Annotated in this window: 21 protein-coding genes and 1 tRNA gene; 16 read left to right on the forward strand and 6 right to left on the reverse strand. The window is 61.9% G+C overall.

Annotated features, from left to right (window positions below):
• Positions 1 to 18 precede the first annotated feature (18 nt).
• The 10 genes from FJ970_RS18960 (at position 19) to glpK (ending at position 11,648) form a co-directional block, all read left to right on the forward strand.
• On the forward strand, positions 19 to 1,431 hold the full coding sequence (locus FJ970_RS18960; RefSeq protein ID WP_140757508.1) for a pyridoxal phosphate-dependent decarboxylase family protein: 1,413 nt from the start codon (positions 19 to 21) through the stop codon (positions 1,429 to 1,431).
• 127 nt (positions 1,432 to 1,558) lie between these two features.
• Positions 1,559 to 2,326: a DeoR/GlpR family DNA-binding transcription regulator gene (locus FJ970_RS18965; protein WP_140503763.1), complete on the forward strand. Its 768-nt coding sequence runs from the start codon at positions 1,559 to 1,561 to the stop codon at positions 2,324 to 2,326.
• Between the two features lie 126 nt (positions 2,327 to 2,452).
• A complete protein-coding gene (glpD, locus tag FJ970_RS18970; protein ID WP_140757507.1) occupies positions 2,453 to 3,979 on the forward strand; it encodes a glycerol-3-phosphate dehydrogenase in 1,527 nt (508 codons plus the stop codon).
• A gap of 42 nt (positions 3,980 to 4,021) precedes the next feature.
• Entirely contained in the window at positions 4,022 to 5,101 is a 1,080-nt protein-coding gene (locus tag FJ970_RS18975; protein ID WP_140757506.1) for an ABC transporter ATP-binding protein, read from the forward strand.
• Between the two features lie 10 nt (positions 5,102 to 5,111).
• Complete coding sequence (locus FJ970_RS18980) at positions 5,112 to 6,179, forward strand: ABC transporter ATP-binding protein (RefSeq protein ID WP_140757505.1); 1,068 nt, start codon at positions 5,112 to 5,114, stop codon at positions 6,177 to 6,179.
• Positions 6,180 to 7,046 (forward strand): carbohydrate ABC transporter permease, encoded by an 867-nt coding sequence (locus FJ970_RS18985; protein ID WP_140757504.1) that lies wholly within the window; start codon positions 6,180 to 6,182, stop codon positions 7,044 to 7,046.
• Between the two features lies 1 nt (position 7,047).
• Positions 7,048 to 7,968 carry a carbohydrate ABC transporter permease gene (locus FJ970_RS18990; RefSeq protein ID WP_140757503.1) on the forward strand — a complete coding sequence of 307 codons (921 nt, stop codon included), beginning with the start codon at positions 7,048 to 7,050 and terminating at the stop codon, positions 7,966 to 7,968.
• Position 7,969: 1 nt separating this feature from the next.
• Positions 7,970 to 8,257 carry a DUF2160 domain-containing protein gene (locus FJ970_RS18995; protein WP_140757502.1) on the forward strand — a complete coding sequence of 96 codons (288 nt, stop codon included), beginning with the start codon at positions 7,970 to 7,972 and terminating at the stop codon, positions 8,255 to 8,257.
• Between the two features lie 83 nt (positions 8,258 to 8,340).
• The gene (locus tag FJ970_RS19000) at positions 8,341 to 10,065 is read left to right on the forward strand and encodes an ABC transporter substrate-binding protein (RefSeq protein WP_140757501.1); all 1,725 of its coding nucleotides are present in this window, start codon (positions 8,341 to 8,343) and stop codon (positions 10,063 to 10,065) included.
• A 92-nt stretch (positions 10,066 to 10,157) separates the two neighbouring features.
• A complete protein-coding gene (gene glpK, locus FJ970_RS19005; RefSeq protein ID WP_140757500.1) occupies positions 10,158 to 11,648 on the forward strand; it encodes a glycerol kinase GlpK in 1,491 nt (496 codons plus the stop codon).
• Positions 11,649 to 11,715: 67 nt separating this feature from the next.
• On the opposite strand, the gene FJ970_RS19010 is transcribed toward glpK, so the two are convergent.
• The gene (locus FJ970_RS19010; RefSeq protein ID WP_140757499.1) at positions 11,716 to 12,186 is read right to left on the reverse strand and encodes a BA14K family protein; all 471 of its coding nucleotides are present in this window, start codon (positions 12,184 to 12,186) and stop codon (positions 11,716 to 11,718) included.
• Positions 12,187 to 12,442: 256 nt separating this feature from the next.
• On the opposite strand from FJ970_RS19010, the gene FJ970_RS19015 reads away from it, so the two are divergent.
• Positions 12,443 to 12,518: transfer RNA gene (locus FJ970_RS19015), tRNA-Lys, on the forward strand.
• Between the two features lie 63 nt (positions 12,519 to 12,581).
• On the opposite strand, the gene FJ970_RS19020 is transcribed toward FJ970_RS19015, so the two are convergent.
• Complete coding sequence (locus FJ970_RS19020) at positions 12,582 to 13,160, reverse strand: hypothetical protein (protein ID WP_227791845.1); 579 nt, start codon at positions 13,158 to 13,160, stop codon at positions 12,582 to 12,584.
• A gap of 85 nt (positions 13,161 to 13,245) precedes the next feature.
• Here FJ970_RS19020 and FJ970_RS19025 point away from each other — a divergent pair, with 85 nt between their 5' ends.
• From FJ970_RS19025 to FJ970_RS19045, 5 genes are all read left to right on the forward strand, one after another.
• The gene (locus tag FJ970_RS19025) at positions 13,246 to 14,307 is read left to right on the forward strand and encodes a glycosyltransferase family 4 protein (RefSeq protein ID WP_140757498.1); all 1,062 of its coding nucleotides are present in this window, start codon (positions 13,246 to 13,248) and stop codon (positions 14,305 to 14,307) included.
• Between the two features lie 43 nt (positions 14,308 to 14,350).
• Positions 14,351 to 16,513: an amylo-alpha-1,6-glucosidase gene (locus FJ970_RS19030; protein WP_140757620.1), complete on the forward strand. Its 2,163-nt coding sequence runs from the start codon at positions 14,351 to 14,353 to the stop codon at positions 16,511 to 16,513.
• 106 nt (positions 16,514 to 16,619) lie between these two features.
• Positions 16,620 to 18,425 (forward strand): alpha,alpha-trehalose-phosphate synthase (UDP-forming), encoded by a 1,806-nt coding sequence (locus tag FJ970_RS19035; protein ID WP_140757619.1) that lies wholly within the window; start codon positions 16,620 to 16,622, stop codon positions 18,423 to 18,425.
• Positions 18,425 to 19,213 (forward strand): trehalose-phosphatase, encoded by a 789-nt coding sequence (otsB, locus tag FJ970_RS19040; RefSeq protein WP_140757497.1) that lies wholly within the window; start codon positions 18,425 to 18,427, stop codon positions 19,211 to 19,213. The genes FJ970_RS19035 and otsB overlap by 1 nt, the downstream gene beginning before the upstream one ends.
• A gap of 16 nt (positions 19,214 to 19,229) precedes the next feature.
• Positions 19,230 to 19,442: a hypothetical protein gene (locus tag FJ970_RS19045; protein WP_140757496.1), complete on the forward strand. Its 213-nt coding sequence runs from the start codon at positions 19,230 to 19,232 to the stop codon at positions 19,440 to 19,442.
• Positions 19,443 to 19,448: 6 nt separating this feature from the next.
• Here the strand turns inward: FJ970_RS19045 and dprA are convergent, their stop codons facing one another.
• From dprA to FJ970_RS19065, 4 genes are read right to left on the reverse strand one after another with little or no spacing between them, the layout of a single operon-like run.
• On the reverse strand, positions 19,449 to 20,582 hold the full coding sequence (gene dprA / locus FJ970_RS19050; protein ID WP_140757495.1) for a DNA-processing protein DprA: 1,134 nt from the start codon (positions 20,580 to 20,582) through the stop codon (positions 19,449 to 19,451).
• The gene (plsY, locus tag FJ970_RS19055) at positions 20,579 to 21,166 is read right to left on the reverse strand and encodes a glycerol-3-phosphate 1-O-acyltransferase PlsY (protein WP_140757494.1); all 588 of its coding nucleotides are present in this window, start codon (positions 21,164 to 21,166) and stop codon (positions 20,579 to 20,581) included. Before plsY ends, dprA begins: the two co-directional genes overlap by 4 nt.
• A 54-nt stretch (positions 21,167 to 21,220) precedes the next feature.
• Positions 21,221 to 22,507, reverse strand: a complete 1,287-nt coding sequence (locus FJ970_RS19060) for a dihydroorotase (protein ID WP_140757493.1) — start codon at positions 22,505 to 22,507, stop codon at positions 21,221 to 21,223.
• Positions 22,504 to 23,499 (reverse strand): aspartate carbamoyltransferase catalytic subunit, encoded by a 996-nt coding sequence (locus FJ970_RS19065; RefSeq protein WP_140757492.1) that lies wholly within the window; start codon positions 23,497 to 23,499, stop codon positions 22,504 to 22,506. The genes FJ970_RS19060 and FJ970_RS19065 overlap by 4 nt, the downstream gene beginning before the upstream one ends.
• Between the last annotated feature and the right edge of the window lie 101 nt (positions 23,500 to 23,600).

A 23,600-nucleotide genomic window follows, 5' to 3' on the forward strand; every position in this document is an offset into this window, starting at 1 on the left:
TCATGTCGGGAGGACAAGATGAACAATGATGATTTCCGGGAATGGTCGCAACGCGCCGCCGATTGGGGTGCCGACTATCGCAACAATTTGCGTGAGCAGCCGGTGCGGCCGCTGGTCGAGCCGGGCGACATTTTCAGGAGCATCGAGGCGTCGCCGCCCGAAGAGGCGGAACCGATGGACAGGATTTTCGCCGACTTTGAAGCCAAGATCGTACCGGGGATGACCCATTGGCAGCACCCGCGTTTCTTCGCCTATTTCCCGGCAAACGCCGCGCCGGTCTCGGTGGTGGCGGAGTATCTGGTGTCGGCGATGGCCGCGCAATGCATGCTTTGGCAGACGTCACCGGCGGCGACCGAGCTTGAAACGCGCACCGTCGACTGGATGCGCCAGGCGCTCGGCCTGCCGGAAGGCTTTTCCGGCGTCATCCAGGATTCGGCCTCCTCGGCGACACTGAACGCCGTGCTGACGATGCGCGAGCGAGCGCTCGATTGGCAAGGCAACAAAAAGGGCCTGGTTGGACAGTCGAGGTTGCGGATCTATTCTTCCGACCAGGTGCATACATCGATCGACCGGGCGATCTGGGTGTCAGGCATCGGTGAGGACAATCTGGTGCGCATTCCGGTCGCCGGCCGTTTTCGCGCCATGGACACGGCGGCCCTGGAAGCAGCCATCATCGCCGACCGGAAAGCCGGCATGCTGCCGGCCGGCATTATCGCCTGCGTCGGCGGCACCAGCACCGGCGGCACGGACGATATTGCAGCGGTCGCGGAGATTGCCCGGCGGCACGGGCTCTACCTGCATGTCGATGCCGCCTGGGCCGGGTCGGCGATGATCTGTCCGGAGTTCCGGCATTTCTGGATCGGTGTCGAAGGCGCGGACTCGATCGTCTTCAATCCGCACAAATGGCTCGGCGCGCAGTTCGATTGCTCGATCCAGTTCCTGCGTGACCCCTTGAGCCATATCAGGACGCTGGCCATCAAGCCCGACTATCTCAAGACGCACGGCCATGACGGCATCATCAACTTCTCAGAATGGTCGGTGCCGCTCGGCCGGCGCTTCCGCGCGCTGAAGCTTTGGTTTCTGCTGCGTGCCCATGGACTGGAAAATCTGCGAACCATGATCCGCAACCATGTCACCTGGAGCGAAGGCCTTGCCACGCGTCTGGCAAGGGAGCCGGATTTCGAGATTGTCAGCGAGCCGATGCTGTCGCTGTTTTCGTTCCGGCACAAGGCTGCCTCGGGCGCCGATGCCGACGAGCACAATCTGCGGCTGGTCAATGTGATCAACGACGATGGCCGCATCTACCTGACGCAAACGAAAGTCGATGGCAGGGTGGCGATCCGCTTCCAGGTCGGCCAGTTCGATACGACGGCGGAGGATGTCGATACTGCTTTCGCCGTCATTACCGAAATTGCGCGTGCCACGGTCTGAAAAGGCTGGATCAAGGTCGCGCGGAGGTTCATTCGTACAATCATCGGATTTCATTAGCCGGCTTATGCCTTTTCAACGGTTTCGTTTTCGATTATAAGCAAGAAAAACGAAAACGGGAGCTTGTCTGATGTACCTGTCGCCGCGCCATGCCGAGATCATCCAGATGGCCAAGGACAATGGCCGCGTGCTGGTCGATGACCTGGCCACGCATTTCAACGTGACGCCGCAGACCATACGCAAGGACCTCAATGATCTGTGCGACCAACGGCTGCTTTCGCGCATTCATGGCGGCGCCTTGTTCCCGTCTGGTATCGAGAACATGGAGTATGAAGCCAGGCGCAAGATCGCGGCGGACGAGAAGGAAGCGATCGGCCGCGCGGCGGCCAGGTTGATCCCCGACAACGCCTCGCTGTTCATCAACATCGGCACCACGACGGAAGCGGTCAGCAAGGCATTGCTCGATCATGACGGCCTGATGGTCATCACCAATAACATTAACGTTGCCAACAGGATGCGCATTTACCCCTCGATCGAGGTGGTGATTGCAGGGGGCGTGGTGCGCGGCTCGGACGGGGGTGTCGTCGGCGAGGCGGCAGTCGATTTCATCAGGCAGTTCAAAGTCGATTATGCTGTTATCGGCGCCTCTGCCATCGATCATGATGGCGCCTTGCTCGACTTCGATTTTCGAGAGGTGAAGGTAGCGCAAGCGATCATCGCCAATGCCAGGCACGTCATCCTTGTATCCGACCAGACCAAATTCGAGCGTACGGCGCCGGTGCGCATTGGTCACCTGTCGCAGGTCAACACCTTCATCACCGATCGTTGCGATATCGCGTCGGTGCGCAAAATCTGCCAGGAGGCCGAGGTTCAGTTGATCGAGACATCGCTTGGCTAAGGCAATTCACGGTCCTCTCACAGGCCTGTGATATTTCGTTTGACATTCGTTATGAGTTCGAAATAATTCCGCCACGGTTTCGCAAAAGACCCAAAATGGTGCAATGCGAAATCGTGGAGGAATTAGGTGGACACATCTTCAGTCCGGGACATTTTCGTCATAGGTGGCGGCATCAACGGCTGCGGCATCGCTCGTGATGCCGTTGGGCGCGGGTTTTCGGTCTTTCTCGCCGAGATGAACGATCTCGCCAGCGGAACCTCGTCCGGCTCGACCAAGCTGATCCATGGCGGGCTGCGCTATCTCGAATTCTACGAATTCCGCCTGGTGCGCGAGGCGCTCATGGAGCGCGAGGTTCTGTGGAAGAACGCGCCGCACATCATCTGGCCTATGCGCTTCGTGCTGCCCTACGCCAAGGGCCTGCGCCCCGCCTGGCTGATCCGGCTTGGCCTATTCCTTTACGACCACATTGGCGGGCGCAAATTGCTGCCGGCGACCAGGACGCTCGACATGACAAGCGACCCGGCAGGCAAGCCTTTGAAACCACTGTTCAAGAAGGCTTTCGAATATTCCGACGGCTGGGTCAACGACGCGCGGCTGGTGGCGCTGAATGCACGTGACGCCGCTGACCGGGGCGCAACGATCCGGACCCGCACGAAAGTGGTCGGAGCCCGCCGCGAAGGCGGCATCTGGACGATAAAGATCGAGAACCTGCGGACCGGCGAGACCGAAGAGGTCAAGGCACGGTTGCTGGTCAATGCGGCGGGTCCTTGGGTCGACCACGTGCTGTCCGGCGTTGTCGGCCTCAACGACGTGCACAATGTCCGCCTGGTGCAGGGCAGCCACATCGTCATCGCCAAGAAGTTCGACGATCCGCGCGCCTATTTCTTCCAGAACAAGGATGGCCGCATCATCTTCGCCATTCCCTACGAGGACGAGTTCACGCTGATCGGCACCACCGATCAGGATTATCCAGGCGATCCGCATGATGTGAAGATCAGCGACACGGAGATTGATTATCTCTGCGCCGCGGCCAGCGAGTATTTCGCGGTTCCCGTCAAGCGTTCGGACATCGTCTGGACCTATTCGGCCGTGCGTCCGCTCTATGATGACGGCGCCTCCAAGGCGCAGGAAGCGACACGTGACTATGTGCTGAAGGCCGATGGCGGCGAGGGCGCCGCGCCGCTGGTCAACGCGTTTGGCGGCAAGATCACCACCTACCGCCGGCTGTCGGAATCGATGCTGGAGAAGGTCGAAGGTTTTCTCGGCAAGCGCGGCAAGCCGTGGACATCAGATGCGCCGCTGCCAGGCGGCGATTTTCCGGCCACCGGTTTCGATGCGCAGGTGGCGAAGCTGAAAAGCGCCTATCCTTTCCTCGACCAGCGCTTGGCGCGCCGGCTGACGAGGCTCTACGGGACGCGTGCACAGGTTCTGCTCGGCTTGGCCAAGTCGATTGCCGATCTCGGCCGCAATTTCGGCGGCGATCTCCACGAGGCCGAGGTGCGCTATCTCGTTGAAAACGAATGGGCCGTCACGGCGGAAGATGTTCTGTGGCGGCGGACCAAGCGCGGCCTGCATCTCAGCCGCGAGCAGGTCGCGGCACTCGATGAATTCATGCGCGGCATAAGCCGGCGGCATGTCGCGGCTGCCGAATGAAGGGGGCTTTGAGCTGATGCGGAAAGCCTGGGAGGAGGCGTCATGCTTGAACTGAGGAATGTCACCAAGACGGTGGGTGCGGTCGAGCACATCCGCGATGTGTCGCTGACGCTTCAGCACGGCTCGCTCAACGTTTTGCTCGGGCCCACGCTTTCCGGCAAGACCAGCCTGATGCGCCTGATGGCCGGCCTCGATGTGCCGACTTCCGGCTCGGTCTGGTTCGACTGCCAGAATGTCACCGGCACGCCGGTGCAGAAGCGCAAGATCGCCATGGTCTACCAGCAGTTCATCAACTATCCGGCGATGACCGTCTACGACAACATCGCTTCGCCGCTCAGGGTGGCCGGCGTCGAGCAGGACAAAATCGACAGCCAGGTGCGCGAAGCGGCGGCACTCCTCAAGCTGACACCCTATCTCGACCGCACCCCGCTCAGCCTGTCGGGCGGCCAGCAGCAGCGCACGGCGCTGGCGCGTGCCATCGTCAAGAATGCCAGCCTGGTGCTGCTCGACGAGCCGCTTGCCAATCTCGACTACAAGCTGCGCGAGGAATTGCGGGCCGAGCTGCCGAGGATCTTTGCCGCCGCCGGCACCATCTTCGTCTATGCCACCACCGAGCCGCACGAGGCCCTGCTGCTCGGCGGCAACACGGCAACGCTGTCGGAAGGCCGCATCACCCAGTTCGGGCCGACCATCGACGTATTCCGCAAACCGGTCGATCTGGTGACGGCCAGGACCTTCGCCGATCCTCCGCTCAACACCATCGTGCTGGCCAAGAAAGGCCCGGACTTCCTGCTCGAGGGTGGTGTCAAGCTGCCGGTGCCCTCAGAACTCGCCGGCATCACCGATACGAACTATACGATTGGCTTCCAGCCGCACCATCTTTCGCTCGACCGGCCCAATGCCTCCGCGGCGTCGGTGCGGGCAAAGGTCACGATCACCGAAATCACCGGGTCCGAAAGCTTCATCCATCTCGACTTTGCCGATGAGCGCTGGGTGATGCTGACCCACGGCATCAGGGATTTCGAGACCGATGCAGTGGTCGAGGTGTTCATCGACCCGCGTCACATCATGGTCTTCGACGAGCACGGCCGCGCCGTGACCGCGCCGAAGCTGGCGGCTTAGGAGGAACGATATGGCACGCATCGACGTCAACCATGTCAGGCATTCCTATCTGCCGAACCCGCGCACGGATGCCGATTTCGCGCTACGCGAAGTGCACCACACTTTCGAGGATGGTGGTGCCTATGCGCTGCTCGGGCCGTCCGGCTGCGGCAAGACCACGCTGCTCAACATCATTTCAGGCCTGCTTCATCCCTCGCACGGCCAGCTGCTGTTCAACGGCCGGGACGTGACTACCCTGTCGACGCAGGAGCGCAACATCGCGCAGGTGTTCCAGTTCCCGGTCATCTACGACACCATGACGGTCTACGACAATCTGGCCTTCCCGCTGCGCAACCGCGGCGTGCCGGAAGCCGACGTCGACCGCAAGGTGCGCGAGACGCTGGAGATGATCGACCTGGCCTCCTGGGCGAAGAAGAAGGCGAGGGGCCTGACCGCCGACCAGAAGCAGAAGATATCGCTCGGCCGCGGGTTGGTGCGCTCGGACGTCAACGCCATCCTGTTCGATGAACCGCTGACCGTCATCGATCCGCATATGAAATGGGTGCTGCGCTCGCAGTTGAAGCAGTTGCACCGCCGCTTCGGCTACACGATGGTCTATGTCACGCACGACCAGACCGAGGCGCTGACCTTCGCCGACCAGGTCGTGGTGATGTATGATGGCGGCATCGTGCAGATCGGCACGCCGGCGGAACTGTTCGAGCGGCCGCGTCACACTTTTGTCGGCTATTTCATCGGCTCGCCAGGCATGAATGTGGTGCCGGTGGCAATCGAAGGCAGGATGGCGACACTCGGTTCGCAACGGATCGAATTGCCTGGAGTGCCGAAGGCCAGCGCCGGGGCCGTCGAGCTTGGCATCCGTCCAGAATATGTACGGCTCGGCCGCGACGGCATGGCCGTCTCAATCACCAAGGTCGAGGATGTCGGCCGCCACAAGGTGGTGCGCGCCAAGCTGGAGGGCCGCGACATCGCGGCGGTGATCGGCGAGGACGAGACCGTTCCGGCCGAACCGAAGGTGTGGTTCGATCCGGCCGGTATCAACATCTATGCCGATTCCTGGCGTGTCGAGATGGGGGCATAGATGGACAAGACCTGGAACAACAAGGCCTGGTTCCTGGTGCTGCCGGTGCTGGTTCTGGTGGCCTTCACCGCTGTCATTCCGTTGATGACGGTCGTCAACTATTCGGTGCAGGACACTTTCGGCAACAACGTCTTCTTCTGGGCAGGCACGGAGTGGTTCGAAGAACTGCTTTCATCAAGCCGCTTCTGGGAAGCGATGGTTCGCAACCTGATCTTTTCCTTTATCATCCTGGCGATCGAGGTACCGCTCGGCATCTTCATCGCGCTCAACATGCCGAAAAAGGGCTGGGGCGTGCCGGTGTGCCTGGTGCTGATGTCGTTGCCGCTGCTGATACCGTGGAACGTGGTCGGCACCATCTGGCAGGTGTTCGGGCGCAGCGACATCGGTCTGATGGGCTACTACCTCAACGCCATCGGCATCGACTACAATTACGTGCAGGATCCGTTCGACGCCTGGGTGACGATCGTCATCATGGACGTCTGGCACTGGACCAGCCTTGTCGTGCTGCTCTGCTACGCCGGTCTGGTCTCGATCCCCGACGCTTTCTACCAGGCGGCCAAGATCGACGGCGCCTCGCGCTGGGCAGTCTTCCGCTACATCCAATTGCCGAAGATGCAGCGCGTGCTTCTGATCGCCGTGCTGCTGCGCTTCATGGACAGCTTCATGATCTACACCGAACCCTTCGTCGTCACCGGAGGCGGTCCGGGCAATTCGACGACGTTCCTGTCGATCGACCTCGTCAAGACGGCGCTAGGCCAGTTCGACCTTGGTCCGGCTGCGGCAATGTCGCTGGTCTACTTCCTCATCATCCTGTTGTTGTCGTGGGTGTTCTACACCGTGATGACCAACTACGACGCGGAGCGCTGACATGGCCCATGCCAACGAACGCACCGAGCGCAATGCAATGAACGGCACTGCCGCTACCGAAGGGATTGCCAGTTCGCTGTCACAGGGCGAACTCGACCGGCGCATGCGCCGGCGCGGCGAGGAATCGCGCTGGTGGTGGATCGTGCCAACGCTTTACATCATCGTTCTGCTGCTGCCGATCTACTGGCTCATCAACATGAGCTTCAAGACCAATGCCGAGATCGTCAACTCGCTGACGCTTTATCCGCACGCGCCGACGATTGCCAACTACGTCACCATCTTCACGCAGAAGGCCTGGTATTCCGGCTACATCAACTCGATCACCTATGTCGTCATGAACATGGTGATTTCGGTGTCGGTGGCGCTGCCGGCGGCCTACGCTTTCTCGCGCTATCGTTTCCTTGGCGACAAGCATCTGTTCTTCTGGCTGCTGACCAACCGCATGGCGCCACCGGCGGTGTTCGCGCTGCCGTTCTTCCAGCTCTATTCGGCCTTCGGCCTCATCGACACGCACATAGCCGTGGCGCTGGCGCACTGCCTGTTCAACGTGCCGCTGGCGGTGTGGATCCTGGAAGGCTTCATGTCGGGCGTGCCGAAGGAGATCGACGAGACCGCCTATATCGACGGCTATTCGTTCCCGCGCTTCTTCATCAAGATCTTCATGCCTCTGATCGCCAGCGGCATCGGCGTCGCCTGCTTCTTCTGCTTCATGTTTTCATGGGTCGAGCTGCTGATCGCCCGCACGCTGACCACGACCGACGCCAAGCCGATCGCCGCGACCATGACGCGTACGGTGTCGGCGTCGGGCATGGACTGGGGTCTGCTGGCAGCCGCCGGCGTGCTGACGCTGATCCCCGGCGCGCTCGTGATCTGGTTCGTGCGAAACTATATCGCCAAGGGCTTCGCCCTGGGGAGGGTGTGACATGAACCTCGACTTCTCGTGGATGGCATGGACCTGGCCGACGGCCGCGTTCTTCAGCGTCATCGCGGCGCTTCTGCTTGGCATGGGCGTCTGGGAATACGCCTCGCCCGGCGGCAATCCACGTATCGGCGTGCTGCGCTTCGAGACGACGCGCGGCGACCGTCTCTTCGTTTCGCTGCTTGGCAGCGCCTTCATCCATCTCGCTTGGCTGGGTCTGGTTGGACCCAACCTGTGGTGGGCTCTCGCTCTCTCCGTGGTCTACGCCGTTGGCGTGTTCCGCTACGTATAGAGGGGGATACTGATGGAGCGGCCGCCCGTAGATGGTCGCTCCAGATCGCACTTGAAACCTTTTAAAAACTCGGAGGAGACACAATGCGACGGCAAATTTTAACGTCAACGACTGCCCTTGTCCTGTTGCTCGGCGCGGGCAATGCCTATGCCGGAATGGATGAAGCAAAGACCTTTCTCGACAAGGAGATAGGACCTCTTTCGACGCTCTCGCGCGCCGATCAGGAAAAGGAAATGCAGTGGTTCATCGATGCGGCCAAGCCGTTTGCCGGCATGGACATCAAGGTCGTGTCGGAAACCTTGACCACGCACCAGTATGAATCGCAGGTGCTGGCGCCTGCCTTCACCGCCATCACCGGCATCAAGGTCACGCATGACGTCATCCAGGAAGGCGACGTCGTCGAGAAGATCCAGACCCAGATGCAGACCGGCCAGAACATCTATGATGGCTGGGTCAACGATTCGGACCTGATCGGTACACACTGGCGCTACCAGCAGGTGCGAAACCTGACCGACTGGATGGCGGGCGAAGGCAAGGACGTCACCGATCCGATGCTCGATGTCGACGACTTCATTGGCACCAAGTTCACCACAGCGCCGGACAAGAAGCTCTACCAGCTTCCCGACCAGCAGTTCGCGAACCTCTACTGGTTCCGTTACGACTGGTTCAACGACGAGAAGAACAAGGCCGACTTCAAGGCGAAGTACGGCTACGACCTCGGCGTGCCCGTCAACTGGTCGGCTTATGAGGACATCGCCGAATTCTTCACCGGCCGCGACGTCGGCGGCAAGAAGGTCTATGGCCACATGGACTACGGCAAGAAGGATCCGTCGCTCGGCTGGCGGTTCACCGACGCCTGGCTGTCGATGGCCGGCAATGGCGACAAGGGCCTGCCGAACGGCCTGCCTGTCGACGAATGGGGCATCAAGGTGGACGAGAACTCTCGTCCGGTCGGCTCATGCGTGGCGCGCGGTGGCGACACCAACGGCCCGGCGTCGGTCTATGCGATCCAGAAATACCTCGACTGGTTGAAGGCTTATGCGCCGCCGGAGGCGCAAGGCATGACCTTCTCTGAATCAGGCCCGGTTCCGTCGCAAGGCAATGTGGCGCAGCAGATCTTCTGGTACACCGCCTTCACCGCCGACATGGTCAAGCCCGGCCTGCCGGTCATGAACGACGACGGCACGCCGAAGTGGCGCATGGCGCCGTCGCCGCACGGCTCCTACTGGAAGGACGGCATGAAGCTCGGCTACCAGGACGTCGGCTCGTGGACGCTGATGAAGTCGACGCCGACCGACCGCGCCAAGGCCGCGTGGCTCTACGCGCAGTTCGTGATCTCCAAGACCGTGGATGTGAAGAAGAGCCATGTCGGCCTGACCTTCATCCGCGACTCCACGATCCACGACAAGAGCTTCACCGAACGCGCTCCCAAGCTCGGCGGCCTGATCGAGTTCTACCGTTCGCCGGCGCGCGTACAGTGGACGCCGACCGGCACCAACGTTCCCGATTATCCGAAGCTGGCACAGCTCTGGTGGCAGAACATCGGTGACGCCTCGTCGGGCGCCAAGTCGCCGCAGGAGGCCATGAATGGCCTGTGCGCCGATCAGGAGAAGGTTCTGGAGCGCATCGAGAAGTCGGGCGTCCAGGGCGATATCGGTCCGAAGATGGCCGAAGAGCAAGACCTTGCTTACTGGAATGCGGACGCGGTCAAGAAGGGCAACCTCGCACCGCAGCTGAAGCTAGACAACGAGAAGGAAAAGCCGGTCACCATCAACTACGACGAGTTGGTCAAGAGCTGGCAGAAGTAAGACGGTCTATGCGGGCGTTCGCGCTCGTGTGAAATTGAGGGAGGCGGCGCGTTGCCGTCTCCCTTCTTTGTGTCAAGGCGGAGGATGCGGGAATGAGCGGTTTTGTGCTGGCAATCGACCAGGGAACGACATCGACGCGGGCGATCCTGTTCGACGGCCAGATGAAGGTCGTGGGCAGCGGGCAGAAGGAATTCACCCAGCATTATCCGGCCTCCGGCTGGGTCGAGCACGATCCCGAAGAGATCTGGGCAAGCATGGTGACCACCGTGAAGGCCGCGTTGAAAAAAGCTGGCTGCAATGCGTCGGAGGTGGCCGCCATCGGCATCACCAACCAGCGCGAAACCGTCGTCGTCTGGGACAAGGCGACCGGCAAGCCGATCCACAATGCCATCGTCTGGCAAGACCGCCGCACAGCACCGCTGTGCCAGAAACTGAAGAAGCAGGGGCTGGAGAAGAAATTTACACGCAAAACAGGGCTGCTGCTCGACCCCTATTTCTCGGGTACCAAGATCGCCTGGATGCTGGACAAGGTGAAGGGCGCGAGGAAACGCGCCGAGAAGGGCGAATTGCTCGCCGGCACCATCGACAGTTTTTTGATCTGGCGGCTGACCGGCGGCAAGGTGCACGCCACCGACGCCACCAACGCCTCACGCACATTGGTCTACAACATCGCGGAGAATGCCTGGGATGAGGAGCTCTTGGCGATTCTCGACATTCCGACTAAAATGCTGCCGGAGGTCAAGGATTGCGCCGATGACTATGGAATCACAGAGAAAAACCTGTTTGGCGCCGAGATAAGAATCCTCGGCGTTGCCGGCGACCAGCATGCCGCGACTATCGGCCAGGCCTGTTTCGAGCCTGGCATGATGAAATCCACCTACGGCACCGGCTGTTTTGCGCTGCTCAACACCGGCAGCGATCTGGTGCGTTCGAAGAACCGCCTCTTGACGACCATCGCCTACCGGCTGAACGGCAAGACCACCTATGCGCTGGAAGGCTCGATCTTTATCGCGGGTGCCGCGGTGCAATGGCTGCGCGACGGCATCAAGGTGATCGGCAAGGCCGAGCAGAGCGGCAAGCTGGCTGCCGAGGCCGATCCGACGCAGAACGTCTATCTGGTTCCGGCCTTTGTCGGGCTTGGCGCGCCGCACTGGGACGCCGAGGCGCGCGGCGCCATCTTTGGGTTGACCCGCAATTCCGGTCCGGCCGAGTTCGCCCGGGCGGCTTTGGAATCAGTCGCTTACCAGACCCGCGACCTGCTCGACGCCATGCACAAGGATTGGAAGGGCGCCAAGGCAAAAACGGTGCTCAGGGTCGATGGCGGCATGGTGGCGTCGGACTGGACCATGCAGCGCCTGGCGGACATTCTCGACGCGCCGGTCGATCGGCCGACAATCCTGGAGACGACCGCGCTGGGGGCCGCCTGGCTCGCCGGCTCGAAGGCGGGCGTGTGGCCCGCGGCGAGGGAGTTTGCGAAAAGCTGGGCGCTTGAGCGACGGTTCGAGCCTGATATGAATAGCTCGATCCGATCCACCAAGCTGGCAGGCTGGCGCGATGCGGTGCGCAGGACGCTGAGCGCATAAGGAATGGCCCGCGCCGTTTCTGCCGCGGGCCACTCACACTTGCAGGTCACTCATAGTTACCCACGCATCAGTAGGGCGAACGGCACTCACGACGAGGACCATTGTTCGGCTGGAAGGTGTTATCCGAAGCGCGGTAGCTCCGATAGTGATCGTAGCACCACTGCACATGGGCATTGCCTTCATAGACGCGGTTGTTCTCGCTGTTGACGATCGCGCCGGTGATCAAGGCGCCAGTCGCGAAGGCGGCCAGCGGGAACCAGTAGTCGCCATGACGGCGATAGCCGCGGCGATATTCGCGATAGCCGCGGTGGCCATTCCAATACATGTCACCGTTGCGGCTAAAGCTGCGATTGCGCGAGAAATTGCGGTGGAAGGAGCGGTTCCTTCTCCACTCTTGGTACTGCACTGTCTGTACGTCCGGCGTTGCCGCCTGGGATAATGGCACGTACGCCGGCTGGGCGTTGACTGGCACCACTTCCGCCGCGACGAATGTGGCCGAGAGGGTGGCGGCAAGCAGGCTCGTTGTGATTCTATTCATTGGTATTCTCCTCAAGGGTTTGTCGGGCGTCCCTTTGGAAAAAAACGATAGTGCGTCGGATTTGTTCCCCCATGCTGGCGGCCGCTGCCGGACTGAAATCGAAACTGTCTGGCTGCTCGCCAGAATCCGGGGGACAAGCAGGGGTCAGCGATTTAGGGTAAAGAGCGGGTTTGGAACCCATCTTTTCCGGTTGACCGGTCGCGGCACTCTCCCTATGTTCCGCGCAATTTCGAGGGCGGCCTTTTCGAGCCCGCGGGAGCGCGTAGCTCAGCCGGTAGAGCAACTGACTTTTAATCAGTAGGTCATGGGTTCGAATCCCATCGCGCTCACCACTGTCTGAGGACATGCCAGCGCTTTTGGTTTGCCCGTGAATCCGTGCGGCGCGCAACGACTGGTCAGACGCCTGGTGACAGATGCACGTCCAAAACGGCGGCTTTCTTGGCGATCAGTCCTTCCAGATCCGCGTCGGATCGCTTGGTGCCGGTCCGTTGGCGCAGCAACGAGATCACCGCGCTCATCGAAAGCTGGACGGTGCGATCGCTCAGGATAGCGTCCACCGCGCCGGCGACATCCGGAGTCTCCGTCGGTGCTCGCATGATCGGTTCCTTTCTGTTCAAGTCGGCCTCGGCGCCGTCGGCCGGTCCCCGCACGCCCCGGTCGAAGATGACCGCCAGGCCATTCTTCACGGCGAGGGCGGCGACCATGTCGTCGAGGTGGCGATCGGAGAGCGCCGGCTCCGAAGGATCGGGTTTCAGGGTTCGGCGTATCACTCGGGCGGCCTGGTCCGTCGACACAAAGCCAAAGTGCCGTTTTCTGGCCTCGACATATTGTTCGACGATCATGCTCAGACGCCGGGCTGCGATATCCCCGGGTTCCTGCATCTGGACCTCCTTCGGCTGCCTAAGCGCAAGGTCGGCATTACTGACAGGAAATAGGGCGGCTGGTCGAATCAAACAGGGGAACGGATCGATCATTCCACGCACCTTCCAAAGATTCAGGAACGATCCCGGCCCTGATGCATTTTGGCCCTATGACCAGCTCATTGAGGGACGCCGGGACATGAAGATTGCCCATGTCGCGCCACTTTACGAATCGGTGCCGCCAAGGCTTTACGGGGGTACCGAACGCATCATCTCATATCTTACCGAAGCTCTCGTCGATCTCGGCCACGACGTGACATTGTTCGCCAGCGGCGACACGAAGACTTCCGCCAAACTGGTGGTGTGCCGCGAAAGGGCGCTTCGTCTCGACCCGCGTCCGCTGAAGTCCGAGATCGCGGCGCATCTGTCGATGCTCGACGAAGTGAGGAATCGGGCCCACGACTTTGACGTCGTTCATTTCCATCTCAGCCATTTCCTGCATTTCCCGTTTTTCCGCGATATGCCGCAACGCACGGTGACGACCCCGCATGGCAGGCTGGATTACGCGGATCTCGCGCAAGCCTATGACCGGTTTCCGCGGTTCCCCATGATTTCCATATCCCGCAGCCAGCGGGCGCGGTTCGCATCCGCGAATTGGCTGGCGACAATCCACCACGGCTTGCCGCCTGGGCTTTATGAGCCCGATTTCGAGGCAGGCTCGGACGGTACCTATCTTGCATTTCTCGGCAGAATGTCGCGCGACAAGCGGCCGGACCGGGCGATCGAGATTGCCCGCCGCACCGGTCTGAAACTGAAGCTCGCCGCCAAGATCGGCGATGGCGACCGCGCCTATTTCGAAGAAGTCGTGCAGCCGATGATCGATGGCGACCAGGTCGAGTATGTCGGCGAGATCGGCGAGGACCAGAAGAGCAGATTTCTGGGCAATGCGGCCGCTTTGCTGTTTCCCATCGATTGGCCCGAACCCTTCGGGCTTGCGGTGATCGAAGCCATGGCCTGCGGAACCCCGGTCATGGCCTGGAGTTGCGGGGCCATGCCCGAGATCGTCGACCATGGGGTCACGGGCTTTGTCGTCGAAACCATCGAAGACGCCGTCGCCTCGATACCGACGCTCCTGCAACTCGACAGGCGACGAATAAGAACGGTCTTCGAAAGGCGGTTTTCCGCCGTCAGAATGGCCAGGGATTATGTCGCAGCCTATTCGCGGCTGAGCGGTGGCCACGAGCAGAGCAGAGCCTCGTAAACCTTCACCGTCCAGAAATCAGCACGGGACAGTCTTCTTGACCATTACCCAACTCGACGAGCGCAAGCTTGATCCTGCAATAGCACTGGCTTCCCTGGACGAAACCGCGCCCAGGGAACCGCATCGGCTTTACGCCCTCAAGCATGGCGATTGCTTTGCCGTCGCCGATGCCTATGGCGACATACGCGGCGCTGGCGACGGCTTCTTTCGTGACGACACGCGTATGCTTTCGGAATTTCGCCTGACCGTTGGCGGGCGGTCGCTGTCCTTGCTTGGCGCATCGCTTAGCCAGGACAACGTCCTGTTCACCAGCAACCTGACCAATCTGCCGATCGAGAGCGCGGCGGGCCGCCAGATCCCGCAGGGCGCGATCCATATCGAGCGGGTCAGGCTTCTGTGGGAGGAAAGGCTATATGAACGCATCACGCTCTCCAACTATAGCCGGGAGCATTCGACGGTCCTGGTGTCGCTACGCTTTGGCGTCGATTTTCGCGACATGTTCGAAGTCCGGGGTTCGACCCGCTCCAAGCGCGGCACGGCGCACACGGCCGAGATCGACCAGAGTTCGGTCGTGCTCCGCTACGAGGGCCTGGACGAAGTGGTGCGGACATCGGCGATCTCGTTTTCACTGCCGCCCGATCAACTGACCTCCGAACGGGCGGATTTCTTCATTGCCGTCACCAAGCGCAGCCGCCAGACGTTTTATGTGGAGGTGGGGAGCAAGATAGACGCGCAACCGCAAAGTGATCGGTTCCGGGCCGCCGCGGCCCGCGCCCGCTTCGGCATGCGCGCCAAGCGCCGGCATGGGGCGACGCTCCATAGTTCGGGCCGCGTCTTCAATGATTGGATGGAGCGGGCCCGCGCCGATGTGGCGTTGCTCACGACGGAATTGGCGACGGGGCCTTATCCCTATGCCGGCATTCCGTGGTTCTCCACCGCCTTCGGCCGGGACGGCGTGATTTCAGCTCTGCAGATGCTTTGGCTCAATCCCGGCCTCGCCCGTGGCGTGCTTGCGTTTCTCGCCCAGCACCAGGCGACCGAGACCTCTCCCTTCAGCGATTCCGAGCCCGGCAAGATCATGCACGAGACCCGCAAGGGCGAGATGGCGGCGCTGAGCGAGTTGCCGTTCGGCCGCTATTATGGCGGCGTCGACACGACGCCGCTCTACATCCATCTCGCCTGTGCCTATGCCGACCGCACGGGAGACACGGATTTTATCGATGGCCTGTGGCCATCGCTGTGCGCCGCCGCCGAGTGGATCGAGACAGCGAGCCGTTCGACGGGGTTCCTCACCTACCAGCGCGCCGCGGAATCCGGCCTTGCCAACCAGGGTTGGAAGGACAGTTTCGATTCCGTCTTCCATGCCGATGGCCGCATTCCGAAAGGACCGATCGCGCTGGTCGAGGTCCAGGGTTACGTCTTTGCCGCGTTTCAGGGGCTGGCAAAGCTGGCACGGCTGCGCGGCGAAGAGGAGCGGGCGGAAAATTGGGAAGTGCTCGCCGATGCGATTCGCCAACACGTCGAACGCCATTTCTGGATCGAAGACCTCGGCTATTATGCGCTGGCGATCGATGGCGACGGCCAACCCTGCAAGGTGCGCACGTCCAACGCCGGCCATCTGCTCTATGTCGGCCTTCCCAATCCGGATCGCGCACGCATTGTCGCCGACCAACTGCTATCGGCTTCGTTCCATTCCGGCTGGGGGTTGAGGACGCTGGCGGACGACGCGATCTTCTTCAATCCGATGTCCTATCACAACGGGTCCATCTGGCCGCACGACACCGCGATCTGCGCCGCCGGATTGGCGCGCTACGGCATCCGCGACAGCGTGGTGCGCTTGATGAGTGGGACCTTCGAATCCGCGGTTCATTTCAACATGCGGCTGCCCGAACTGTTCTGCGGGTTCACGCGCGCGGCCGGCGAAGCGCCGATTGCCTATCCGGTGGCTTGCTTGCCGCAGGCCTGGTCCGCAGGCTCTGCCTTCATGCTTATGCAGGCCTGCCTCGGCCTTCAGATTGACGGTCGGACGAACGAAATTCACGTGACCCAGCCGCGCTTGCCGATCGGCATCGACAATCTCGTCATTCGTCATCTCTCGGTAGGACATGTGGCGGTGGATCTGACGTTTCAACGCGTGGGAGATCGTGTCGGCGCCTTCCTTGCCGATGCGCATGAGGGACTGGTGCCTCTGGTGGTCAGGAGTTGAAAAATCGGAACCATCATGTGTCGGGAACGTTGGACCACCACGCCATGGATGCCGGAGTTCCTGTCGGTGGATTTGCCGCGTCCCATTGAAAGGTAGTCAATTCGAAATGCCCGACAACGGTTCGTATCTAGTCGTTTCTTCGGCCGCAATGTGGCTCTTCATTCTCGCAATTGTCGGTATCTCATGCATCGTGCTTGCGGTGGTAATGGCGCGAGGGCTTCGGGCCAGAGGCGCCAAGCTCGCCCGCCTCGAAGCAGAACCCGTTCGCGGTCCTTTGCCGGAATTCGAAAAGAACGGGCAATCCGCGACCGCCGCGCTCGTCCAGTGGTCGCCGGAAACCTTGCGTCACATTTTGGCGAAGGAACTTCCCGATGCGCAGGTGATCGTTGTTTCAAATCGCGAACCCTACATCCACAACCGCAAGGGGGATGACATTCAGCTGGTCGTGCCCGCCAGCGGGCTGGTCTCCGCGCTGGAGCCGATTACGCGCGCCTGCGCCGGCACATGGATCGCCTATGGCGGCGGTTCGGCCGATGCGCTTGTCGTCGACGAAAATGACCGCGTCGAGGTGCCGCCTGAAAATCCTTCCTACACGTTGCGCCGCGTCTGGCTGAGCGAGGAAGAACAGCAAGGCTATTATCTCGGCTTTGCCAATGAAGGGCTTTGGCCGCTGTGCCACATAGCCTTTACCCGGCCGATATTCCGCGCCTCCGACTGGGAAGCCTATGAGGCGGTCAACCGCAAATTCGCCGACACCGTCGTCGCGGAGGCCCGCAACGAGCGGCCCATCGTGCTGGTCCAGGACTATCATTTCGCGCTGTTGCCGCGGATGATCCGGGAGCGCCTGCCGGAAGCGATCATCATCACCTTCTGGCACATTCCGTGGCCGAATTCCGAGGTGTTCAGCATCTGCCCATGGCGAGAGAAGATTCTCGAAGGATTGCTGGGCAGTTCAATCGTCGGCTTTCACACCCAGTTTCATTGCAACAACTTCATCGATAGCGTCGACCGCTTCCTGGAGAGCAGGATAGAGCGCGAAGATTCCGCCATCTCCTATGGCGGCCAGATCAGCCTGGTTCACGCCTATCCGATTTCAATCGAATGGGAGCCGCCGCATCTGAGCAAACTGCCTGCCGTTGCAGAATGTCGCCAACTCATTCGCGAGAGATTCGGCTTGGCCGAAAACGTCAGGCTGTGCGTCGGCGTCGAACGCCTCGACTATACCAAGGGCATACTCGATCGTCTCAACGCGCTCGACGAGTTGCTGACGCTGCATCCGGAATGGATTGGCAAGGTGGCGTTCCTGCAGATCGCCGCGCCCAGCCGCGGCACCTTGCCCGCCTACCAACAATTGTACGAGGAATGTCTGCGCCATGCCGAGGATCTCAACCAGCGCCATGGTCGTGAAGGCTATACCCCCGTAGTGCTGGTGACCGAACATCACTCGCAAGTGCAGGTCTACGAGATTTACCGGGCCGCCGACGTCTGTATGGTCACCAGCCTCCACGACGGCATGAACCTGGTTGCAAAGGAGTTTGTGGCGGCGCGCGAGGATGAACAGGGCGTGCTGCTGCTCAGCATGTTCGCCGGCGCGTCGAAAGAGTTGCTGGAAGCGTTGATCGTCAATCCCTACGACGCGGCGATGATGGGCGACGCCCTGCTGCAGGCCTTGACCATGTCATCGGAAGAGCAACGTCAGCGCATGCGGCGCTTGCGCGAGGTCGTGTGTGAAAACAATGTCTATCGATGGGCGGGCAGCATGCTGTTCGACGCGGCGCGCCTGCGCAAACGCGATGCGGTCGATCGCGCCGTCAACGGTGCCCCCGGTTCTGCTGGCCCCGGTTCTGCCGGCCCCGGTTCTCCTGGCAATGTGATATCGCTGCACGACCGCAAGCGCGTGGCAGCGCTGTGATGTCGACATTGTCAAACTTGACCGAACCCAACGTCCCGCAGGATGCGTGGGCCTTGTTTCTCGATATCGACGGCACGCTTCTCGAACATGCCGCGCATCCCGATGCGGTGGTTGTCGGCGATGAGTTGCGGACGCTGTTGGCAGGGCTCGAATTGCAATTGGACGGAGCGCTGGCATTCATCACGGGGCGGTCGATCGCCGCGGTCGACCATCTTTTCCAGCCCCTTAAACTGCGCGCTGCCGGGCTTTACGGCCTTGAGCACAGGCTCACGCGTGATGGTCCGGTCGAGGCGGCGGGAGAGCCGGCCGACATTGCGGCGCTTGCCGAGGAAATCGAGGCGGAGCTGGACAGTGCGGACGTCTATATCGAGCGCAAGGGCCCGATCCTGGCAATCCACACACGCGCGGCACCGCAATTGTTGCAGCGCGCCACGCAACTGGTCGAGCAGGCGCTGGACAGGTTGCCCAGGGGATATCGGGTGCTGGCCGGCAATGCCGGCGTCGAATTGATGCCGCTGGAGGCAGCGAAAGGAGCAGCAATCAGGCGCTTCTTGGACCTGCCGGCTTTCGAGGGGAGGCGGCCGGTATTTCTGGGTGACGACACGTCCGACGAGAATGGTTTCGAGGCCGTCAATGAGATGGACGGCATTTCGATCCGCATCAAACCGCGCGGACCGACCGCCGCACGCCATGCGCTTGCAGGCGTTGGCGAGGCTTTGGCTTGGCTGGGTGCGGTGAGCCAGCGCAATGGGAATGGATCGACAGGTCTGGTCCGTTCCGTTCCTTGAAACGAAGGAGTCGGTGATGACCCAATTCACCAGTCTCATCCGGGAGATCATGCCCATCTGGCTACGCCGGCGGTCGCTCCCGAATGCGTACGAGAGCGAGCCGAGTTTCGATCCGCCACGCCCGCAGGAGGCTGACGAGGTCTGGCGCCAGGTTGTCGAAAAGGATCTCTTTGGCGCCAACACGCAGGATTACGCCGAGACCGGGGACAAAAAGACCAGCCGCCACTGAGGGCGGTCAGCCTTCCCCGAAAACCAACGAAACATTGCCGCCGGCGTGACGTTCGAGGCGGCCGGCGAGATCGAGTTCCAGCAGCACCATGAACACCTGGGCGGGATGCAGGCCGGTGTGGCGGATGATTTCGTCGACCGGCACCGGTGTCGGTCCCAGCGCCTCGATCACCTTGGTCCGGTCGCTCTCGCCTGGTGGCGGTGTTGCCGAAAAATCGGGCGGATCTTCAAACGGCGGCAGATCAGGTGCTCGCATGCCGGTCAGCGGAAGGATCGCCCTGGAAACGTCTGAAGCTTCTGTCACCAGCGTGGCGCCGTCCTTGAGCAGGCCGTTGGTACCGGCTGCGCGCGGATCGAGCGGAGAGCCTGGCACGGCAAAGACCAGTCGGCCCATCTCGCCGGCAAGCCTGGCGCTGATCAGCGAGCCTGAGCGCTGCGCCGCCTCGACCACCACCAGTCCAAGGGCAGCCCCCGCGACCAGGCGGTTGCGGCGCGGGAAATCCTGGGCGCGCGGCTGCCAGCCGAACGGCATTTCCGAGATGATGGCGCCACGTTCGGCGATGTCATCGCACAGTCCGGCATTTTCGGGCGGGTAGGGCAGGTCGAGGCCTCCGGCAAGAACACCGACCGTCCCGGTCGAGAGGCTGCCCTGATGCGCCGCCGTGTCGATGCCGCGCGCCAGGCCGGAGATGATCCCGTAGCCCTCTCTTCCGAGATCGGCTGCCAGCATGCGCGCCATCTTGATGCCGGCAAGCGATGCGTTGCGGGCGCCGACAATCGCGACCCCCGGCAGCCGGAACACCGCGGCGTTACCCTTGACCGCCAGCAGCGGCGGCGGATTGTCCATGTTGCGCAGAAGCGGCGGATAGTCTGCCTCGCCGATGCCGACGAAGCGTGCCCCGATCCGCCGCGCGGCCTCCATCTCGGCCTCGGCTTCGGCGATGGAAGGGGTGCGCACGATCCGGTTGGCGCCACCGGAAATCATCAGTTCCGGCAGCATTTCCAACGCGACCTCGGCCGAACCGAAGCGGTTGATCAGGTCGCGAAAGGAGGCCGGCCCGACATTCTGGGTGCGGATCAGCCGCAGCCAGCTCAGCCGCTGGCGATCGGTGAGACGCGGCCCGGTGGCCGGTTTGCTCACCCCTTGGCTCCGATCTTGCCTTCGGTGCCGGCAATCAGCCGCGAAATGTTGGCTCTATGCATGATGAAAACGATGATGCTCATCACCACGAACAGCACCGCAATCCGCGGGGTGCTCATGAAATACAGGGCGATCGGGACGACGACGGCCGCAGCCAGCGCTGCCAGCGAGGAGAAGCGGAAAAGAAAAGCCATCACCAGCCAGGCGACGGCGAAGATCAGTGCCACCTGCCAGGCAAGGCCAACCAGCACTCCGAGATAGGTCGCGACGCCCTTGCCCCCTTTGAACCCCAGCCATGCCGGAAACAGATGGCCCAGAAAGGCGCCAAGGCCAGCCCAGATCGCCGTTTCAGGCGCGAAATGGCCTGCTATCAGCACGGCTGCCGTACCTTTCAGCGCATCGAGCAGCAAGGTCGCTGCGGCGAGCCCCTTGTTGCCGGTGCGCAGCACATTGGTGGCGCCGATATTGCCGGAGCCGATATTGCGTACGTCTCCAAGGCCGGCCGCACGGGTGAGCAGCAGGCCGAACGGAATTGAGCCCAGCAAATAACCGAACGCCAACGCCAGGATCAGGCCATAAGTCATTGTTTCCCCCGCATTTTCCACAACCATGCTCGATGCCGCATGGCTACCGCCGGCTCAGGCGGAAAATACTGTGCGGCCCGCCACCAGCGTTTGCAAGACCTTGCCTTGCAGTCGTGCGCCTTCGAAGCAGGTGTTTTTCGAGCGGGAGCGGATGCCGCTTTCACTGACGATCCAGGGTTCGTCGAGGTCGACAATGGCGAGATCGGCTACCGCGCCCGGCTTCAGCGTGCCGCCGGGCAATCCAAACAACCTCGCCGGCGCGGTGGACAAGGTCTCGATCAGCCTGAGCAACGGCACGTCGCCATTGTGGTAGAGGCGCAAGGCCGCGCCCAACAGGGTTTCGAGGCCGATGGCACCGGCTGCCGCGTCGGCGAAGGGCAGCCGCTTGGTGTCGACATCCTGCGGATCATGTGAAGAGACAACGACATCGACCGTTCCGTCCTTCACCGCCTCGATCATCGCCAGCCGGTCCTCTTCGGCGCGCAGCGGCGGCGTCAGGCGGAAGAAGGTGCGGTACTCGCCGACGTCGTTTTCATTGAGCGACAGATTGTGGATCGATACGCCCGATGTCACTGCCGCGCCGTCAGCCTTCGCCCGCGCCACGGCGCTTGCCGCCATTGCCGTCGATATCTTCGCGGCATGGTACGAACCGCGCGTCAGCCGTGCCAGCGCAAGGTCCCGCTCGAGGGGTATGGATTCGGCTTCACGCGGAATGCCGGAGAGACCGAGCCAACTGGCGTACAGGCCCTCATTCATGACGCCCGACGACCCAAGGTCGGCATCCTGCGTTTCATGGACGATGGTGGCGCCGAAATCGCGCGCATAGGTCAGCGCGCGGCGCATCACCAGCGCGCTCGATATGGTATGCCGACCATCGGTGAAGGCGACCGCACCCGCCTCGCGCAGCAGGCCGAACTCCGTCATCTCACGCCCGTGGAGGCCCTTGGTGATGGCGGCGGCCGGAAAGATGTTGACGACGGCCGTGTCCTTGGCGGTGCGCAGCACGAATTCGACCAGCGCCACATTGTCGATCACCGGGTCGGTGTCGGGCATCATGACGATCGACGTCACCCCGCCGGCGGCCGCGGCGACGCTTGCCGAAGCGATGGTTTCGCGATGCTCGCCGCCCGGCTCGCCGATGAAGACGCGGCCATCGATCAAACCTGGCATGATCGCCTTGCCGGCGCAGTCGATTGCCGTGGCTCCGTCGGGGACGCCCTGGTTCAGAGCCACCTTGCCAGCGGCAACGATTTTCTTGCCATCGACTATTACGGAGCCGACTTCGTCGAGCCCGCGCGAAGGGTCGACGATGCGGGCGCGTTCAAAGACCGTGATGCTCATGCGCCGCGGCCCTCTGGATTGCGCCCCTCTTGGTTGCGACCGTCTTGATTACGACGGGGATCGAGCAGCGCTTCCATCACCGCCATGCGCACGGCGACACCCATTTCCACCTGCTCCTGGATGACGCTTTGCGGGCCGTCGGCGATTTCGGAGGCAATCTCGACACCTCGGTTCATCGGGCCGGGATGCATGACCAGCGCGTCGTCCTTGGCCGCCTTCAGCTTCTCGGCATCGAGGCCGAAATAGCGGAAGTATTCGCGCACCGACGGCACGAAGGCGCCTTCCATGCGCTCGCGCTGCAAGCGCAACATCATCACCACATCCGCGTCCTTCAGGCCTTCCGCCATCGAGCGGCAGACGATCACGCCCATCCTGTCGATGCCCGAGGGCAACAGCGTCGAGGGCGCCACCACCCGCACCTGTGCGCCGAGTGCGTTGAGCAGCATGATATTGGAGCGCGCCACACGCGAATGCAGGATGTCGCCGCAGATCGCCACGATCAGCTTCGACAGCGGACCCTTGGCGCGGCGGATAGTGAGCGCGTCGAGCAGCGCCTGTGTCGGGTGTTCATGCGCGCCATCGCCGGCATTGACCACCGAGCAGCCGACCTTCTGCGCCAGAAGGGCCGCCGCGCCCGCCGACTGATGGCGGATGATCAATATATCGGGCCGCATGGCGTTCAGTGTCATCGCGGTGTCGATGAGCGTTTCGCCCTTCTTTACGGAAGAACTCGCCACCGACATGTTCATGACATCGGCGCCGAGCCGTTTTCCGGCCAGTTCGAAGGACGACTGCGTGCGGGTCGAGGCTTCGTAGAAGAGGTTGATCTGGGTGCGGCCGCGCAATGTCGAGGTCTTTTTCTCGGACTGCCGCGAGATCGCGACCGCCCGATCCGCCCTGTCGAGCAACAGCTCGATGTCGGCGGGCGAAAGATCGCTGATGCCCAGAAGATGGCGGTGAGGATAGAGTGGCAGGGACGAAGCGTCGGTCATCTCAAGGGGCTGCTATAGGGTGCGGATTTCGCGCCCGCAAGCACCCGCGTTGGATTGACGCCGTTCTCCCCGGTATTTTCGTCGCGCGCACAGCAACGCTT

This window comes from Mesorhizobium sp. B2-1-8 (assembly GCF_006442545.2).
Lineage (GTDB): Bacteria > Pseudomonadota > Alphaproteobacteria > Rhizobiales > Rhizobiaceae > Mesorhizobium.

Excerpts from the sequence above, each read along its gene's own strand:
- FJ970_RS18960 (WP_140757508.1), top strand. The coding sequence starts at position 19 with ATGAACAATGATGATTTCCGGGAATGGTCGCAACGCGCCGCCGATTGG.
- FJ970_RS18965 (WP_140503763.1), top strand. The coding sequence starts at position 1,559 with ATGTACCTGTCGCCGCGCCATGCCGAGATCATCCAGATGGCCAAGGAC.
- FJ970_RS18975 (WP_140757506.1), top strand. The coding sequence starts at position 4,022 with ATGCTTGAACTGAGGAATGTCACCAAGACGGTGGGTGCGGTCGAGCAC.
- FJ970_RS18980 (WP_140757505.1), top strand. The coding sequence starts at position 5,112 with ATGGCACGCATCGACGTCAACCATGTCAGGCATTCCTATCTGCCGAAC.
- FJ970_RS18985 (WP_140757504.1), top strand. The coding sequence starts at position 6,180 with ATGGACAAGACCTGGAACAACAAGGCCTGGTTCCTGGTGCTGCCGGTG.
- FJ970_RS18990 (WP_140757503.1), top strand. The coding sequence starts at position 7,048 with ATGGCCCATGCCAACGAACGCACCGAGCGCAATGCAATGAACGGCACT.
- FJ970_RS18995 (WP_140757502.1), top strand. The coding sequence starts at position 7,970 with ATGAACCTCGACTTCTCGTGGATGGCATGGACCTGGCCGACGGCCGCG.
- FJ970_RS19000 (WP_140757501.1), top strand. The coding sequence starts at position 8,341 with ATGCGACGGCAAATTTTAACGTCAACGACTGCCCTTGTCCTGTTGCTC.
- glpK (WP_140757500.1), top strand. The coding sequence starts at position 10,158 with ATGAGCGGTTTTGTGCTGGCAATCGACCAGGGAACGACATCGACGCGG.
- FJ970_RS19010 (WP_140757499.1), bottom strand. The coding sequence starts at position 12,186 with ATGAATAGAATCACAACGAGCCTGCTTGCCGCCACCCTCTCGGCCACA.
- FJ970_RS19020 (WP_227791845.1), bottom strand. The coding sequence starts at position 13,160 with ATGATCGATCCGTTCCCCTGTTTGATTCGACCAGCCGCCCTATTTCCT.
- FJ970_RS19025 (WP_140757498.1), top strand. The coding sequence starts at position 13,246 with ATGAAGATTGCCCATGTCGCGCCACTTTACGAATCGGTGCCGCCAAGG.
- FJ970_RS19035 (WP_140757619.1), top strand. The coding sequence starts at position 16,620 with ATGCCCGACAACGGTTCGTATCTAGTCGTTTCTTCGGCCGCAATGTGG.
- otsB (WP_140757497.1), top strand. The coding sequence starts at position 18,425 with ATGTCGACATTGTCAAACTTGACCGAACCCAACGTCCCGCAGGATGCG.
- FJ970_RS19045 (WP_140757496.1), top strand. The coding sequence starts at position 19,230 with ATGACCCAATTCACCAGTCTCATCCGGGAGATCATGCCCATCTGGCTA.
- plsY (WP_140757494.1), bottom strand. The coding sequence starts at position 21,166 with ATGACTTATGGCCTGATCCTGGCGTTGGCGTTCGGTTATTTGCTGGGC.
- FJ970_RS19060 (WP_140757493.1), bottom strand. The coding sequence starts at position 22,507 with ATGAGCATCACGGTCTTTGAACGCGCCCGCATCGTCGACCCTTCGCGC.
- FJ970_RS19065 (WP_140757492.1), bottom strand. The coding sequence starts at position 23,499 with ATGACCGACGCTTCGTCCCTGCCACTCTATCCTCACCGCCATCTTCTG.